The organism is Bradyrhizobium sp. WYCCWR15520 (assembly GCF_056174665.1).
The window spans coordinates 61180-75978 of record NZ_JBWBWM010000022.1; the positions used below are offsets into that span (position 1 = coordinate 61180).

11 protein-coding genes and 1 pseudogene are annotated in these 14799 nt (G+C 62.1%); 7 read left to right on the plus strand and 5 right to left on the minus strand.

Annotated elements, in window-relative coordinates; all coding sequences use genetic code 11:
* Positions 1–69: 69 nt before the first annotated feature.
* The 3 genes from AC0QUY_RS24805 to AC0QUY_RS24815 all read left to right on the plus strand — a co-directional run bounded on the left by AC0QUY_RS24805 (position 70) and on the right by AC0QUY_RS24815 (position 3298).
* Complete coding sequence (locus tag AC0QUY_RS24805; RefSeq protein WP_475388836.1) at positions 70–432, plus strand: DUF1304 domain-containing protein; 363 nt, start codon at positions 70–72, stop codon at positions 430–432.
* A gap of 130 nt (positions 433–562) precedes the next feature.
* A complete protein-coding gene (locus AC0QUY_RS24810) occupies positions 563–1789 on the plus strand; it encodes an ABC transporter substrate-binding protein (protein ID WP_475388837.1) in 1227 nt (408 codons plus the stop codon).
* 282 nt (positions 1790–2071) lie between these two features.
* A complete protein-coding gene (locus tag AC0QUY_RS24815) occupies positions 2072–3298 on the plus strand; it encodes an ABC transporter substrate-binding protein (protein WP_475388839.1) in 1227 nt (408 codons plus the stop codon).
* 168 nt (positions 3299–3466) lie between these two features.
* Here the strand turns inward: AC0QUY_RS24815 and AC0QUY_RS24820 are convergent, their stop codons facing one another.
* On the minus strand, positions 3467–3892 hold the full coding sequence (locus AC0QUY_RS24820) for a DUF1330 domain-containing protein (protein ID WP_475388840.1): 426 nt from the start codon (positions 3890–3892) through the stop codon (positions 3467–3469).
* Between the two features lie 145 nt (positions 3893–4037).
* On the opposite strand from AC0QUY_RS24820, the gene AC0QUY_RS24825 reads away from it, so the two are divergent.
* Complete coding sequence (locus AC0QUY_RS24825) at positions 4038–6251, plus strand: transglycosylase domain-containing protein (protein WP_475388841.1); 2214 nt, start codon at positions 4038–4040, stop codon at positions 6249–6251.
* Between the two features lie 145 nt (positions 6252–6396).
* Here AC0QUY_RS24825 and AC0QUY_RS24830 read toward each other — a convergent pair.
* The 4 genes and pseudogenes from AC0QUY_RS24830 to AC0QUY_RS24845 form a co-directional block, all read right to left on the minus strand.
* A pseudogene (locus tag AC0QUY_RS24830) lies at positions 6397–7247 on the minus strand (M48 family metallopeptidase).
* Between the two features lie 208 nt (positions 7248–7455).
* Complete coding sequence (locus tag AC0QUY_RS24835) at positions 7456–8805, minus strand: polyhydroxyalkanoate depolymerase (RefSeq protein WP_475388842.1); 1350 nt, start codon at positions 8803–8805, stop codon at positions 7456–7458.
* A gap of 124 nt (positions 8806–8929) precedes the next feature.
* Positions 8930–9748 (minus strand): ABC transporter permease, encoded by an 819-nt coding sequence (locus tag AC0QUY_RS24840; RefSeq protein WP_475388843.1) that lies wholly within the window; start codon positions 9746–9748, stop codon positions 8930–8932.
* Positions 9745–10539 (minus strand): ABC transporter ATP-binding protein, encoded by a 795-nt coding sequence (locus AC0QUY_RS24845; protein ID WP_475388845.1) that lies wholly within the window; start codon positions 10537–10539, stop codon positions 9745–9747. The genes AC0QUY_RS24840 and AC0QUY_RS24845 overlap by 4 nt, the downstream gene beginning before the upstream one ends.
* A 288-nt stretch (positions 10540–10827) precedes the next feature.
* Here AC0QUY_RS24845 and AC0QUY_RS24850 point away from each other — a divergent pair, with 288 nt between their 5' ends.
* From AC0QUY_RS24850 to AC0QUY_RS24860, 3 genes are all read left to right on the plus strand, one after another.
* Complete coding sequence (locus tag AC0QUY_RS24850; RefSeq protein ID WP_161851204.1) at positions 10828–12153, plus strand: ActS/PrrB/RegB family redox-sensitive histidine kinase; 1326 nt, start codon at positions 10828–10830, stop codon at positions 12151–12153.
* A gap of 108 nt (positions 12154–12261) precedes the next feature.
* The gene (locus tag AC0QUY_RS24855) at positions 12262–12816 is read left to right on the plus strand and encodes an ActR/PrrA/RegA family redox response regulator transcription factor (protein ID WP_057852373.1); all 555 of its coding nucleotides are present in this window, start codon (positions 12262–12264) and stop codon (positions 12814–12816) included.
* Between the two features lie 194 nt (positions 12817–13010).
* A complete protein-coding gene (locus AC0QUY_RS24860) occupies positions 13011–14732 on the plus strand; it encodes a SulP family inorganic anion transporter (protein WP_475388846.1) in 1722 nt (573 codons plus the stop codon).
* Positions 14733–14799 lie beyond the last annotated feature (67 nt).

Sequence of the window (14799 nt, forward strand, 5' to 3'; positions counted from 1 at the left end):
ATGGCGCATTTTTCACCCGTGGCGTGCTAGCGTCCACCCGAATTCCGCTGCCGGTTGGGGGACCGCAACATGATCTTCATCGCTAACGCTCTGGTCGCGGTGGTGGCCGCGCTGCATGTGTTCTTTCTCGTGCTGGAGATGTTTCTCTGGGACAAGCCGCTGGGCCTGAAGGTCTTCCGCAACACAATCGAGAAGGCCGGGGACTCCAAGGTGCTGGCCGCCAATCAGGGCCTGTATAACGGCTTCCTCGCAGCCGGCCTCGCCTGGGGCCTGTTTCATCCCAATCCGGCCTTCGCGTTCCAGATCAAAGTATTCTTCCTGCTGTGCGTGATCGTGGCCGGCGCCTATGGCGCGGCTACCGTCAGCCGCAGGATCCTCTATGTACAGGCGGCCCCCGCGGCGCTCGCCCTGATCCTGCTCTGGCTGGCGTGAGAAGCTCACCTTTTCGTCACTGCCTTGCGTTGCCAAATCCGTTCCGCCACACTCCCCGGTAACGATGACGGCTGGCCATCCGAACCGATGACCGGACACGATCATCGGTCAACACAACGGAGGCAGCGATATGAGAAGTGGCATTCTTCACCTGCTTGCAGGCGCGGCGGTTGCGATCGCGCTATCGGCGACATCTGCAAGTGCGCAGAAGAAATACGATACTGGCGCAAGCGACACCGAAATCAAGATCGGCCAGACCGTTCCGTTCTCGGGCCCTGCGTCTGCCTATGCCGGCATCGGCAAGACGCAAGCCGCCTATATGCGGATGATCAACGAGCAGGGCGGCATTAACGGCCGCAAGGTCAACCTGATCCAGTATGACGACGCCTATTCACCGCCCAAGGCGGTCGAGCAGGTGCGCAAGCTGGTCGAAAGCGACGAGGTGCTGCTGACCTTCCAGATCATCGGCACGCCCTCGAACGCCGCCGTGCAGAAATATCTCAACGGCAAGAAGGTGCCGCAGCTCCTGGCCGCGACCGGCGCGTCGAAGTTTACCGACCCGAAGAATTTTCCGTGGACGATGGGCTTCAATCCCAACTACCAGTCCGAGGGGCGCATCTACGGCCAGTACATTCTGAAGAACCATCCCAACGCCAAGATCGGCATCCTCTATCAGAATGACGATCTCGGCCGTGACTACCTAACCGGCCTGAAGGAAGCGCTTGGCGCCAAAGCGGCGTCCATGATCGTCGCCGAAACCTCCTATGAACTGACCGACCCGACCATCGACTCGCAGATCGTCAAGCTGAAGGCTGCAGGTGCCGACCTGCTCTACGACGCCTCGACACCGAAATTCGCGGCACAGGCGATCAAGAAAGTCGCCGACCTCGGCTGGAAGCCGGTCCATATCCTCGACATCAATGCGAGCCCGGTCTCGGCGACGCTCAAGCCTGCCGGTCTCGACATCTCCAAGGACATCATCTCGACCAACTATGGCAAGGACCCCGGCGATCCGCAGTGGAAGGATGATCCTGGCATAAAGGCCTATTTCGCCTTCATGGATAAATATTACCCGGAGGGCGACAAGCTCAACACCGTCAACACGTATGGCTATTCGACTGCGGAACTACTGGTGCATATCCTGCGGCAATGCGGCGACAACCTCACGCGTGAAAACATCATGAAGCAGGCGACCAGCTTGAAGAACTTCAGCGGCAGCCTGTCGCTGCCAGGCATGGTCACCAACACCTCGCCGACCGACTATCGCATCAACAAGCAGATGCAGATGATGAAGTTCAACGGCGAGCGCTGGGAACTGTTCGGGCCGATCATCGAGGATGCCGGCCCTGCCGGCTAGCAAACTGCCTGGAACAGAAACGAAGCCGCCGGTGTCACAACGCCGGCGGCTTCTGTTTTGAGACCTGTAACGCCCTCGCCCCTGCGCGGCGCATCATTTTACGGCTGACGCAAATAGTGGATTCATTTTGAGCAGGGCGGAACCCGATGCCGAATCATTCACTTTTGGATGCCTTGCATTGCAACATGTCATCCGCCACTATTGTGGCAGCGACGACATGCGCGGCCGAGCAGGCCAAGGCAAGATCACGCTCAATCATAAACACACGAGGAACGCAGTATAATGAAGAAGAGTATTTTCCATCTGGCCATCGGCACGGCGCTCGCATTTGCGCTATCGGTCTCCGCGGCGTCCGCGCAGAAAAAATACGACACCGGCGCGAGCGATACCGAGATCAAGATCGGCCAGACCAATCCATTCAGCGGACCGGCCTCCGCCTATGCCACCATCGGCAAGACCCAGGCCGCTTATATCAAGATGATCAACGATCAGGGCGGTGTGAACGGCCGCAAGATCAATTTGATCCAGTATGACGACGCCTACTCGCCGCCGAAAGCGGTCGAGCAGGTGCGCAAGCTCGTGGAAAGCGACGAAGTGCTGCTCACCTTCCAGCTGCTCGGTACGCCCTCGAACGCAGCCGTGCAGAAATATCTCAACAGCAAGAAGGTGCCGCAGCTGTTCGCCGCCACCGGCGCCTCGAAGTTCACCGACCCGAAGAACTTTCCCTGGACCATGGGCTTCAACCCCAACTACTTCGTCGAGGGTCGCATCTACGGCCAGTACATCATCAAGGAACATCCGAATGCAAAGATCGGCGTGCTCTACCAGAACGACGATCTCGGCAAGGATTATTTGAACGGCATCAAGGCCGGCCTCGGCGACAAGGCGGCGAAGATGATCGTGGCGGAAGCTTCCTACGAAGTCTCTGACCCGACCATCGATTCGCAGATCCTCAAGATCAAGGACGCCGGCGCGGACCTGTTCTTCTCGGCGACCACACCAAAGCAGGCGGCGCAGGCGATCAAGAAGATTTACGAGCTCAACTGGAAGCCGGTGCACATCCTCGACATCAACGCCACCTCGGTCGGCGCCGTCATGAAGCCGGCAGGGCTCGAAGCCTCCAAGGGCGTGATCAGCGTCAACTACGGCAAGGATCCGCTCGATCCCACCTGGAAGGACGATCCGGGCATGAAGAAGTATTTCGAGTTCATGGCGAAGTACTATCCAGAGGGCGACAAGGATTCGAGCTTCAATTCCTATGGCTACATGACCACGCAACTCCTGATTCACGTGCTCAAGCAGTGCGGCGACAATCTCACACGCGAGAACGTCATGAAGCAGGCGACCAGCCTCAAGAACGTTCAGCTTGATCTCCTGCTGCCAGGCATCACAGCCAACACGTCGTCGGACGATTATCGCGTCAACAAGCAGTTGCAGATGATGCGGTTCAACGGCGAGCGTTGGGAAATGTTCGGCCCGATCCTTGAGGACAAGGGTCCCGCGGGCTAGGCTTGCGACCCAATCGAAACGATCGGCGGAAAGAAGCGATCGGCGGCCCCTAGGGGCCGCCGATTTTTTGCACGTCGTCATTGCCGGGCTTGACCCGGCAATCCATCACTCTTCATGAGATGCTTCGCCTGATGGATGGCCGGGTCAAGCCCGGCCATGACAAGAGGGTCACTCCGGGATCTCCCCGAACGTCCTGCCGACCGGCAGCACGGCGTGGCGGATCAGGCGGGAGCCCTCGACTGCGGCCTGGCGGTGCTTGACCGCCTCGCGATAGACGGGATCGCGGATCATTTCGGCAAACGCGGCGACGCTGGGATATTCGGCGATGAAGCAATGATCCCAGCGCTCGGCCTCGGGTCCGATCAGCATCAGCTCGAACCTGCCCTGCCACACGATGCGGCCGCCGAGCCGTTCGAACACCGGACCGCTTTCCCGGCCATAGGCGGCATAGGCTTCCGCACCGGTCGCCTTGCGACCGTCGGGATAGGCGGCCTGCTCGCGCAGCCGGACCAGGTTAAGCATGTGGATCGGACCCGGCCGGTCGTTGGCCCGGAATTGCGCGAAAACTTCCCTCGTGGGATCGATGTGGCCCATGCAGATTTCCCCTGAAAACACTGTCGTTTGCGTCGATCCTAGTATGGTCCCGCCGCACCTCCTAATCCCGCATTAACCTTTCCGTAACCGACCCTTAAACAGCCACCGCTAGCGTGAAGCAGGACGGGTGTGAACGGCGTTTGTCATGGCGTGGGGACGGAAAATGAGCGGCGGACGCAAGGAGCCGCTGTTCGGGCTTCCGGCAGCGCTCGCGGACCTGCGTCTGTCGCCCGCGGACCGCATTCCGGACGCCACCGACGAAGAAGACAAGCCGAAAAAGCCAGTGCCGAAGCGCAAGCACGACGAGGACGACGACGAGCCGCCGCGCGAGCGCAAAGCCCGCGCGGCCAAAAGCGGCGCCAAGCGGCGCTCGAAACGCCGCTTCAGGTTCGGCCGGCTGGTCTATTGGGGCGCGGTGCTGGGCCTGTGGGCGGCGATCGCCATCATCGGCGTCGTGGTCTGGGTCGGCGCGCATCTGCCGGCGATCCAGTCCCTGGAAATCCCAAAGCGCCCGCCGACCATCCAGATCGTCGGCCTCGACGGCAGCGTGCTGGCCTCGCGCGGCGAAGCGCCCGGCTCCAATGTCGCGCTGAAGGATCTGCCGCCGTTTTTGCCGAAAGCGTTCATCGCCATCGAGGACCGCCGCTTCTATTCGCATTACGGCATCGATCCCGTCGGCATCGCGCGCGCGGCGGTCACCAACATCCTGCATCGCGGCGTCTCACAGGGCGGCTCGACGCTAACGCAGCAGCTCGCCAAAAACCTGTTCCTGACCCAGGAACGGACGATGGCGCGCAAGCTGCAGGAAGTGGAGCTGGCGCTATGGCTGGAGCGCAAGCATTCCAAGAACGAAATTCTCGAACTCTACCTTAACCGTGTTTATTTCGGCTCCGGCGCCTATGGTGTGGAAGCCGCTTCGCAGCGGTATTTCGGCAAGTCGGCAAAGAACGTCACGGTCGCGGAAGCCGCGATGCTGGCCGGCCTCGTCAAGTCACCATCGCGGCTGGCGCCGAACCGCAACCCGGAAGGCGCGGAAGCGCGGGCCGGCATCGTACTCGCGGCGATGGCGGAGGCCAAATTCATCACGGACGCCCAGGCCAAGGCCTCGATCGGCCATCCCTCCTACAAGGTGAAGCCGGCCGGCGCCGGCACCGTCAACTACGTCGCCGACTGGATCGGCGAAGTGCTCGACGACCTCGTCGGCCAGATCGACCAGAGCATCGTGGTCGAGACCACGATCGATCCGAAGCTGCAGAGTGTGGCGGAAGCCGCCATCATCGACGAACTGGCGGCCAAGAGCGTGAAATTCAACGTCACGCAGGGTGCGCTGGTGGCGATGACGCCCGACGGCGCGGTGCGCGCCATGGTCGGCGGCCGGAACTATGCCGAGAGCCAATATAACCGCGCGGTCACGGCCAAGCGCCAGCCAGGCTCGGCGTTCAAACCGTTCATCTATCTGACCGCGATCGAAGGCGGGCTGACGCCGGAGACAATCCGGCAGGACGCCCCGCTCGATCTGAAGGGCTGGCGGCCCGAGAACTACACCCATGAATATTTCGGCGCGGTGACGCTGACGCAGGCGCTTGCGATGTCGCTCAACACGGTCGCAGTGCGGCTGGGGCTCGAGGTCGGGCCGAAGAACGTGGTGCGGACCGCGCACCGGCTCGGCATTTCATCGAAGCTCGAGGCCAATCCCTCGATCGCGCTCGGCACCTCGGAAGTCTCAGTTATTGAGCTGGTCGGAGCCTATGCGCCATTCGCCAATGGCGGGCTCGGCATCTCCCCGTATGTGGTGACCAAGATCCGGACCAATGAAGGCAAGCTGCTGTATGCGCGACAGCCCGACCAGCTCGGCCAGGTGATCGAGCCGCGCCATGCCGCGATGATGAATACGATGATGCAGGAAACGTTGCTGTCGGGCACCGCGCGCAGGGCCGAGATTCCGGGCTGGATGGCTGCCGGCAAGACTGGCACCAGCCAGGATTTCCGTGACGCCTGGTTCATCGGCTACACGGCCAATCTCGTCACCGGCGTCTGGCTCGGCAACGACGACAACTCGCCGACCAAGAAAGCGACCGGCGGCGGCCTGCCGGTGGAAGTGTGGACCCGCTTCATGCGCACGGCGCATCAGGGCGTTCCGGTCGCGGGCCTGCCGAGTTCGCAACGCGGCGGCTTCATGTCGAGCCTGTTCCAGACCGCGTCGCAGGCCGGTGCCGCGCCGCCGCCATCACCGCCGCAGGGCGGTTCGTATCGGCCAGCGCCGGCGCGCAGCTCCGCGCCGCCGCCCAATCCAAATGCGCGGCCGGAGGCAGCCGCGGGACTCGATGGCTGGCTGGTGGATCGGCTGTTTGGAAGATGACTCGTGGCCTGTAGCCCGGATGGAGCCAACGGGTCGCGCGAACGCGCGCCCGATGACAGGCTCCGCGCAATCCGGGAACAGTTTATCCGCTAGTGAGACCGTACCCGGGTTTCGCTTCGCTCCACCCGGGCTACGATTCAATGACCTAATCCTCGACCCCGTAACGGTGCAGGTCGTTGCCGTAGGTATCGAGCCAGCGCTTGGCGCGGTCGACATGGTCGCAGATGCGGCCGACCACCCGCCAGAACCGCGGCGAGTGGTTCATCTCGACAAGGTGCGCGACCTCATGGGCGGCGAGATAGTCCAGCACGTAGGGCGGCGCGAGGATCAGCCGCCAGGAATACGACAGCGATCCGGCTGAGGTGCACGAGCCCCAACGGCTCGACTGATCGCGGATCGACACCCGCCTGACCCGCACGCCAAGTTCCGCTGCATAGGCGAGCGATGCCTTGTTGAGGTCCTTGCGCGCCTCGCGCTTGAGAAAGTCGTGGACGCGCCGGTCCATATGCTCGGAGCCGCCGGCGACGCATAGAATCTTCTCGCCGCTGTCGCGGGTTTCGGTCCACACCGTGCCGCGCTCGCCGGCGCGATGCACCAGGCGATGCGGAACGCCACGCAACGGTACGATCGTGCCGGATTGAAACGGCGCGGCCTTCGGCAGACGACCGAGACGGGCGGCGATCCAGCCGCCGTGAATCTGTGCGAAGTCTCGCGCTTCAACCAGTGTGCCACGCGGCGGCATGGTCAGGATCGCTTCGCGATCCGTCGGATGAATTCGCAAGGTGTAACGCCGCGCCCGGCGATGCCGGCGCAGCCGAATCGCAAAGAATTGCGAGCCGTGTTTGACCAAAAGGGTCGCGGGTTCGGCGGGCCGCCGATAAAGGAGGGCGCGAGTAGCCATGTCTTGGAGTCCGGGGAGCAGGAGTTCGCCCGGATTCTGCCATATCCGCTGCCAAGGGAATCTCATCTAAATCGCTCGGCGCAAAAACAAATCATTTGCCCAATATACAGGGGCTGTCGGCCAAAAAGCCTCTACAGGATGGGCCTGGAACCGGATTTTTTGGATGGAACCGGGGGTCTAACCGACGTCCGAAACGGCCTCAAGAAGTGAGTCTGAACTCACCCCTTGATTCGACCGGAATCTGGAATGTTTGAATCTATTCAGCAGCTTATCGGCGGCTCGGAAGCGAGGCCGCTGGGCACACTATTCAGCCGCACGGACCAGTGTTGGCTTCTTAGTGGCCGCTGACACGTTGGTATTCGCCGCTAACATCATGAAATCGGAGATGCGCGGCACGATTTCGGAACGGAATCGCGATCCGTTGAACACACCGTAATGTCCGACGCCCTTTTGCACGTAGTGCACACGGCGATGATCGGGAATGTGGGGGCACAGCGCGTGCGTCGCTTCGGTCTGACCGAGGCCGGAGATGTCGTCTTTCTCGCCTTCCACCGTCATCAGCGCCACGCGGTGGATCTTCGACGGATCGACCGGCTTGCCGCGATGGGACATCTCGCCCTTGGGCAGCGCGTGCTTGACGAACACGACGTCGACGGTCTGCAGGTAATACTCAGCCGTCAAATCCATCACCGCGAGGTATTCGTCATAGAATTCGCGGTGCTTATCGACCATGTCGCCGTCGCCCTTCACCAGGTTGTTGAACAGCGCCTTGTGCGCGTCGGTGTGGCGGTCGAGATTCATGGTGATGAAGCCGGACAACTGCAAAAAGCCCGGGTAGACGTCGCGCATCACGCCGGGATGCGGGAACGGCACCTTGGTGATGACATGGTTGCGGAACCAGTCGATGCCGCGCTCGGCCGCGAGGTTGTTCACCGAGGTCGGGTTACGGCGGGTATCGATCGGGCCGCCCATCAGGGTCATCGACAGCGGCACGAACGGATCGCGCGCCGCTTCCATCACGGAAACAGCCGCCACCACCGGCACCGAAGGCTGGCACACCGCGATCACATGCATGTTGCCGCCGAGTACGTGCAGCATCTCGATGACGTAATCGACATAGTCGTCGAGATCGAAGCGGCCCTCGGTGAGAGGAACCATGCGCGCATCCGTCCAGTCGGTGATGTAGACTTCATGCGTCGGCAGGAACGCCTCGACCGTGCCGCGCAACAGTGTCGCGTAATGCCCGGACATGGGCGCCACGATCAGTACGCGCGGCTGGGGGTTGCGCAACGGCCGCGTCAGCTTGCGATCGAAATGCAGGAGACGGCAGAACGGCTTTTCCCAGATCGAGCGGACCTCGACCGGCGTACGGACGCCGTTGACCTCGGTGAAGTCGAGCCCCCATTCGGGCTTGCCGTATCGGCGGGTGGTCCGCTCGAACAATTCGCAGGCGGCGGCGATCGATTTGCCGAATTCGGTATGCGACCAGGGATTAAGCGGGTTTTGAAACAGGATCTTGGTGGCGTCGGTCACGGCGCGTGCCGGGTTGAGCGACGCATGGCCCATTTCGTACATCCAGTACATCGGCGTCGTGAACGCCGGACTGCCTTCGGCCACCAGCGGCGGTGCGCCGCCAAACTCACCAATCGGCATCTATTCTGACCTCTGTTTTGCGCCGCAGCATGCTGCCAAATGCGAAATTAAGCGTCAATGTATCGATAAGTATATCTACGTACTACACAGGCTAAAAAGCTGCGGAATCCACCAGGATAGTGACTTATTCGCCACCCCCGAGCAGCGATCCGTGATGTTTGGCACTGCGCAAAAGGGCAACAAAGATCGCAAAGGAGGCAATGAACAGCACCGCATTGATGGCAAGCGACCAGACCATCAGGTCGCTCCTGAAGGTTTGATTAATGAGAAGCGCACGCATGCCCTCGAACACATAGGTGGGCGGCAGCGTCCAGGCGATCCATTGCAGCCAGTCCGGCAGCACCGAGACCGGGTAATAGACGCAGGCGAGCGGCATCAGGCCGAACATCAGCGTCCAGACGATGCTTTCGGCCCCTAACCCGTTGCGCAGCACCAGGCCCGACACAAAGATCCCAATCGACCAGCTCGTGAAGATCAAATTGCAGAAGAACGCGATCAGCGGCAGGCCGATCGCGAAGAAGTTGAAGTCGAAGAAAAACAGCGCCAGCAGCGTCATCGGGATGACGCCGATCGCAAGCCGGACCAGGCTCATGACCATCAGCGAGATCAGAAACTCGATCGGCTTTAGCGGGCTCATCATCAGATTGCCGATGTTGCGCGCCCACATCTCCTCGAGGAACGAGATCGAAAAGCCGAGCTGACCGCGGAACAGGATGTCCCACAGGATCACGGCGCCGATCAGCGTGCCGCCGGCGCGCGCAAAGAAACCGTCGTTCTGCGAGATGTAGTTCTGCAGAAAGCCCCAGGTGATGATCTGCAGCACCGGCCAGTAGATCAGCTCCAAGAGCCGCGGCCAGGACGACATCAGGAGATACCAATAGCGCAGCACCATCGCCTGGATGCGATGCCAGGAGATTCCGTAATGGGCGACGCTCTCGCTCATGGCGCTCCCTCCACCACCCGGCCGCGCGCGACGTCGAGAAACACGTCTTCCAGCGTGGTGCGGTTGTAGCGCGCCATGATCTGGTCGGGGCTATCGTCATCCTCGATGCGGCCGCGCTTCATGATGATGACGCGGTCGCACAGCCGCTCCACTTCCAGCATGTTGTGCGACGCCAGCAGAATCGTGGCGTCATGGGTCTTGCGATAGTTCTGCAAATGTTGCCGCACCCAGTCGGCGGTGTCGGGATCGAGCGAGGCGGTCGGCTCGTCAAGCAACAGCAGCTCCGGCTGGTTGATCAGCGCCTTCGCCAGCGCGACGCGGGTCTTCTGTCCGGCCGACAGTTTTCCGTTGGCGCGATCGAGGAAATCCTTCAGATCGAGGTCGACCGCGAGCTGTTCGATGCGCTCGGCGAGATTCTTCACCGCATAGAGCCGGCCAAAGATGCTGAGGTTCTGCCGCACCGTGAGCCGCATCGGCATGTCGACATAGGGGCTTTCGAAATTCATGCGGCCGAGCACCTCGGCGCTTTGCTCCGGCATCGCGTGTCCCAGCACCTGGACGCGCCCCGAGGTCGGCAGCACCAGCCCCATGATCATCGCGATCGTCGTGGTCTTGCCGGCGCCATTGCCGCCGAGCAGCCCGGTGACGCTGCCGCGCGCGATCCGGAACGAGATGTCATCCACCGCCCGGGTGGTCTTGTAGAGTTTTATGAGATGCGCGACCTCGATCGCGGCAGGACCTTGCGGCCCGGCCGCGGGCGACGGCGCTGGCACTGTCTCGCTATCGACCATTACGGGACGTTCATTGAGCCATTGCGGGAGTGAGCGCAAGTGAGGCCCGTCATATAAGGTCGTCATGCCCGGGCATAGTCGTCTGCCTGGCGCAGACTACGTAAACTTGTCTGCGCTCCCGGGCATCCACGTCTTCCCGGTGCCGTCGCAAGAAACACATGGATGGCCGGGGCCACGGGCAAGCGGTAGCGACGCCGTCCTTCGGACGGCTATGCCGGGCCATGACCGAAAGAGTATTGGGTCACGCGCCAATTTGTGATCGCTGCCCCGCACGGCTAAACTCCAGCCATGTCCGACGTTGCAGCCTCCGACTTCCGCCTGCCGCACCGCTATGTCCGCCTCGATACGATACTCCGGCTGCGCTGGCTGGCGGCGCTCGGCCAGCTCACCGCGATCTTTATCGTGGCGCATGGGCTGGAGTTCGACTTTCCCGTCATTGCCTGCGTCGCCGTTGTCGGCGTCTCGGCGCTGCTCAATCTCGCGCTGCAGGTGGCCTTCAACCCGATGCAGCGGCTGGATCCGCTCCATGCGGCGGCGCTGCTCGCGCTCAATATCGTCGAACTGGCCGCGCTCTTGTTCCTGACCGGTGGCTTGCAGAACCCGTTTTCATTCCTGTTCCTCGGGCCGGTCCTGATCTCGGCGACGGTGCTGCCGATCCGGCTGACGATCGGGCTCGGCCTGCTCGCGGTCGCCTGCGCCTCGGCGCTGGTGTTCTTCCACCTGCCGTTGCCCTGGGACAGCGACGATCCGCTGGTGCTGCCGCCGATCTACCTGTTCGGTGTCTGGCTTTCGATCGTGCTCGCGATCGGCGTCACCTCGCTCTATGCGTTTCAGGCGGCCGAGGAGGCGCGAAAGCTTTCCGATGCGCTGGCCGCGACCGAACTGGTGCTGACGCGCGAGCAGCATCTGACCCAGCTCGACGGGCTCGCGGCTGCCGCCGCGCACGAACTCGGCACGCCCCTGTCGACGATTTTTCTGATTTCGCGGGAATTGGAAAAGACGATCGAGGGCAACGGCCAGCTCGCCTCCGACCTCAAGACCCTGCGCGAGCAGGCGCAACGCTGTCGCGACATCCTGGCCAAGCTCACTCAGCTCTCCTCGTCCGGGGCGCCGTTCGACCTGATGCCGCTGTCGACGCTGATCGAGGAAGCGGTGGCGCCGCATCGCGACTTCGGCGTCGCGATCAAGGTGCGGCTTGCTGTCGCAGCCACGCGCGAGCCGGTCGGTGCCCGGAACCCGGCGATCCTTTATGGTGTCGGCAACATCCTGGAAAATGCGGTCGATTTTGCACGGACCACGGTCGAGGTTAACGCCTGGTGGAACGCGGATACGGTCGAAATCATCATTTCCGATGACGGCCCGGGCATCGCGCCCGATATGCTCAATCGGATCGGGGAACCCTATTTATCAAGGCGTCGCAGTGCCGATGAGACCCACAGCGCGCGTGCTGGCCTCGGCCTGGGCGTGTTCATCGCCCGCACGCTGCTGGAACGGACCGGCGCCAAGGTTTCCTTCTCCAACCGGACCTTTCCCGATCACGGCGCCGTGGTGCAGATCGCCTGGCCCCGCGCCCGCTTCGAAACCGAGGAAAGTGCTGCCGGGCCAGCGGATTAGGCCCGTGCCAAGCATGGGGAAAGCGAACCGGTCGACTTTGGAGGGCCTTGGCAGTGCTATATTGTCACGCCATATGGTTCATAAGCTCCGCAACCGGGGGAACCCGACTTGAACGCCATCGCCGAACTGAACGATCTCGCCGACCGCTCGCTGTTGATCGTGGAGGATGACAAGCCGTTTCTGGAACGTCTGTCGCGCGCAATGGAAACCCGCGGCTTCGCGGTGACGTCCTGCGACACCGTGTCCGACGGGTTGGCGCAGATCAACAAGGCCGCGCCGGCTTTCGCGGTGGTGGATCTGCGACTCGGCGACGGCAACGGGCTCGACGTGGTGTCGGCACTCAAGCGCAAGCGTCCCGACGCGCGCACCATCGTGCTGACCGGCTACGGCAACATCGCAACTGCCGTCACGGCGGTGAAGATGGGCGCGGTGGATTATCTCTCGAAGCCGGCGGACGCCGACGACGTCGTCGCCGCGCTGCTCGCCAGCGGCACCGAGAAATCGGAACTACCGTCGAACCCGATGTCGGCCGATCGTGTGCGCTGGGAGCACATCCAGCGCATCTATGAGATGTGCAACCGCAACGTCTCCGAAACCGCGCGGCGGCTCAACATGCACCGCCGCACCTTGCAGCGGATTCTCGCGAAGCGCGCGCCGCGGTAGATTCGTCAGCGCGCCACCTGATCGTCCACAGGCAAAAGGCGGCCCTCCGATTGCATTGCCGGCAACGGTTGACCCTTAGCGGATCATATTTTTTCGCTTGCCGCGGGGTGCAACAGCCTCGACTGTATTCTGGCTGGGCTAATCGCAGTCGCTACCCAAGCTAGCGAGCCCGGCCGGGTTCGGAGTGACCGGCAATGAAGCATTGGATGCGCTGGTTGCCAGGTCTCGACACCCTTCGTCGATATGAAGCGGCGTGGCTTAGGCACGATGTACTTGCCGGGCTCGTGCTCGCAGCCATGCTGATCCCCGTTGGCATTGCCTATGCGGAGGCCTCGGGCTTGCCCGGCATCTACGGTCTGTACGCAACGATCATACCGCTCCTTGTCTACGCGTTGTTCGGCCCAAGCCGCATCCTCGTCCTGGGACCGGACTCGGCGCTTGCAGCTATCATCCTTGGCGTTGTCGTTCCGTTGTCGGGTGGCGATCCCGTCCGCGCCGTAACCTTGGCCGCCATGATGGCAATCGTTTCCGGGACGATATGCATTCTGGCAGGCGTCGCGCGCCTCGGCTTTGTGACCGAACTTCTTTCGAAGCCGATACGCTACGGCTACATGAACGGAATTGCGTTGACCGTATTGATCAGCCAACTGCCGAAGCTGTTCGGCTTCTCGATCGAGAGCGACGGACCTTTGCGGAGCTTATGGGCGATCGCCCGCGCCATCCTTGATGGAAAGACCAATTGGGCAGCCGCCGGGATCGGGCTCGGCACGTTGGCGGCTATCCTGCTGCTTCAGGGATACAAGCGACTGCCAGTCATCCTGATTGCAGTCGTCGGGGCAACGGCCGCCGTCGCGGCGCTGGATCTTGCGACGCATTACGGCGTGACGGTTCTGGGTCCCCTTGCGCCGGGTCTGCCGGGTCTCGCCATTCCCTGGATCGGCCCCGCCGACGTGATCCCGGTGCTGATCGGCGGTTGCGCGGTCGCCATGGTATCTTTTGCTGACACCAGCGTGCTCTCGCGGGCATATGCCGCACGATTGGGCGATAAGGTCGATCCCAACCAGGAGATGGTGGGACTCGGCGCCGCCAATCTGGCAACCGGACTTTTTCAAGGTTTTCCGATCAGCAGCAGCGGTTCACGTACGCCCGTTGCCGAAGCCGCCGGCGCCCGCACCCAGCTGACCAGTGTCGTTGGGGCGCTCGCCATCGCCTTCCTTCTGCTGGTGGCGCCAAACCTCCTTCAGCACTTGCCCAACGCTGCATTGGCCGCCGTCGTCATCGCCGCTGCGATCGGCCTGATCGAGATCACCGATCTCAAGCGGATCTATCGCATTCAGCGGTGGGAGTTCTGGCTATCGATCGTCTGCCTTGTCGGCGTCGCCGTGCTCGGAGTGATTCCGGGAATAGGTCTGGCAATCGCCATCGCCATTGCCGAGTTCCTGTGGGACGGGTGGCGCCCGCACTCCGCCGTATTGGGCCGCGCCGACGGCGTGAAAGGTTATCACGATATCACGAGATATCCGGATGCACGTCAGATCCCCGGGCTGGTTCTATTCCGGTGGGATGCGCCCCTGTTCTTCGCCAACGCTGAATTTTTCAAGGAGCGCGCGCTGGACGCGGTGGCGAAATCACCTACGCCCGTACGTTGGCTGGTCGTTGCCGCCGAGCCGGTCACCAGCGTGGACGTCACTGCCGGCGATACACTCGCCGAATTGGACGAGGCGTTACACGCACAGGGTATCGAGCTTTGTTTTGCCGAACTCAAGGATCCCGTAAAGGACAAGCTGAAGCAATTCGGACTATTGGCGCAGCTGGGCGAGAATTGCTTTTTCCCGACCATCGGCGCAGCCGTTTCCCACTATTTGGAAGTCCATGATGTAGAGTGGGAAGACTGGGAAGACCAAGCCAAACGTTAGGAGTGACATGGCGGGCGCACGCGGATTGGCTTCCGGTCAGCAAGCACGACCACGCGACCAATCGATG

Bases quoted from the DNA above. Each gene is read 5' to 3' on its own strand.
- AC0QUY_RS24840 (WP_475388843.1), bottom strand. From the start codon at position 9,748: ATGAGCGAGAGCGTCGCCCATTACGGAATCTCCTGGCATCGCATCCAG.
- AC0QUY_RS24860 (WP_475388846.1), top strand. From the start codon at position 13,011: ATGAAGCATTGGATGCGCTGGTTGCCAGGTCTCGACACCCTTCGTCGA.
- AC0QUY_RS24815 (WP_475388839.1), top strand. From the start codon at position 2,072: ATGAAGAAGAGTATTTTCCATCTGGCCATCGGCACGGCGCTCGCATTT.
- AC0QUY_RS24850 (WP_161851204.1), top strand. From the start codon at position 10,828: ATGTCCGACGTTGCAGCCTCCGACTTCCGCCTGCCGCACCGCTATGTC.
- AC0QUY_RS24845 (WP_475388845.1), bottom strand. From the start codon at position 10,539: ATGGTCGATAGCGAGACAGTGCCAGCGCCGTCGCCCGCGGCCGGGCCG.
- AC0QUY_RS24805 (WP_475388836.1), top strand. From the start codon at position 70: ATGATCTTCATCGCTAACGCTCTGGTCGCGGTGGTGGCCGCGCTGCAT.
- AC0QUY_RS24825 (WP_475388841.1), top strand. From the start codon at position 4,038: ATGGCGTGGGGACGGAAAATGAGCGGCGGACGCAAGGAGCCGCTGTTC.
- AC0QUY_RS24820 (WP_475388840.1), bottom strand. From the start codon at position 3,892: ATGGGCCACATCGATCCCACGAGGGAAGTTTTCGCGCAATTCCGGGCC.
- AC0QUY_RS24835 (WP_475388842.1), bottom strand. From the start codon at position 8,805: ATGCCGATTGGTGAGTTTGGCGGCGCACCGCCGCTGGTGGCCGAAGGC.
- AC0QUY_RS24810 (WP_475388837.1), top strand. From the start codon at position 563: ATGAGAAGTGGCATTCTTCACCTGCTTGCAGGCGCGGCGGTTGCGATC.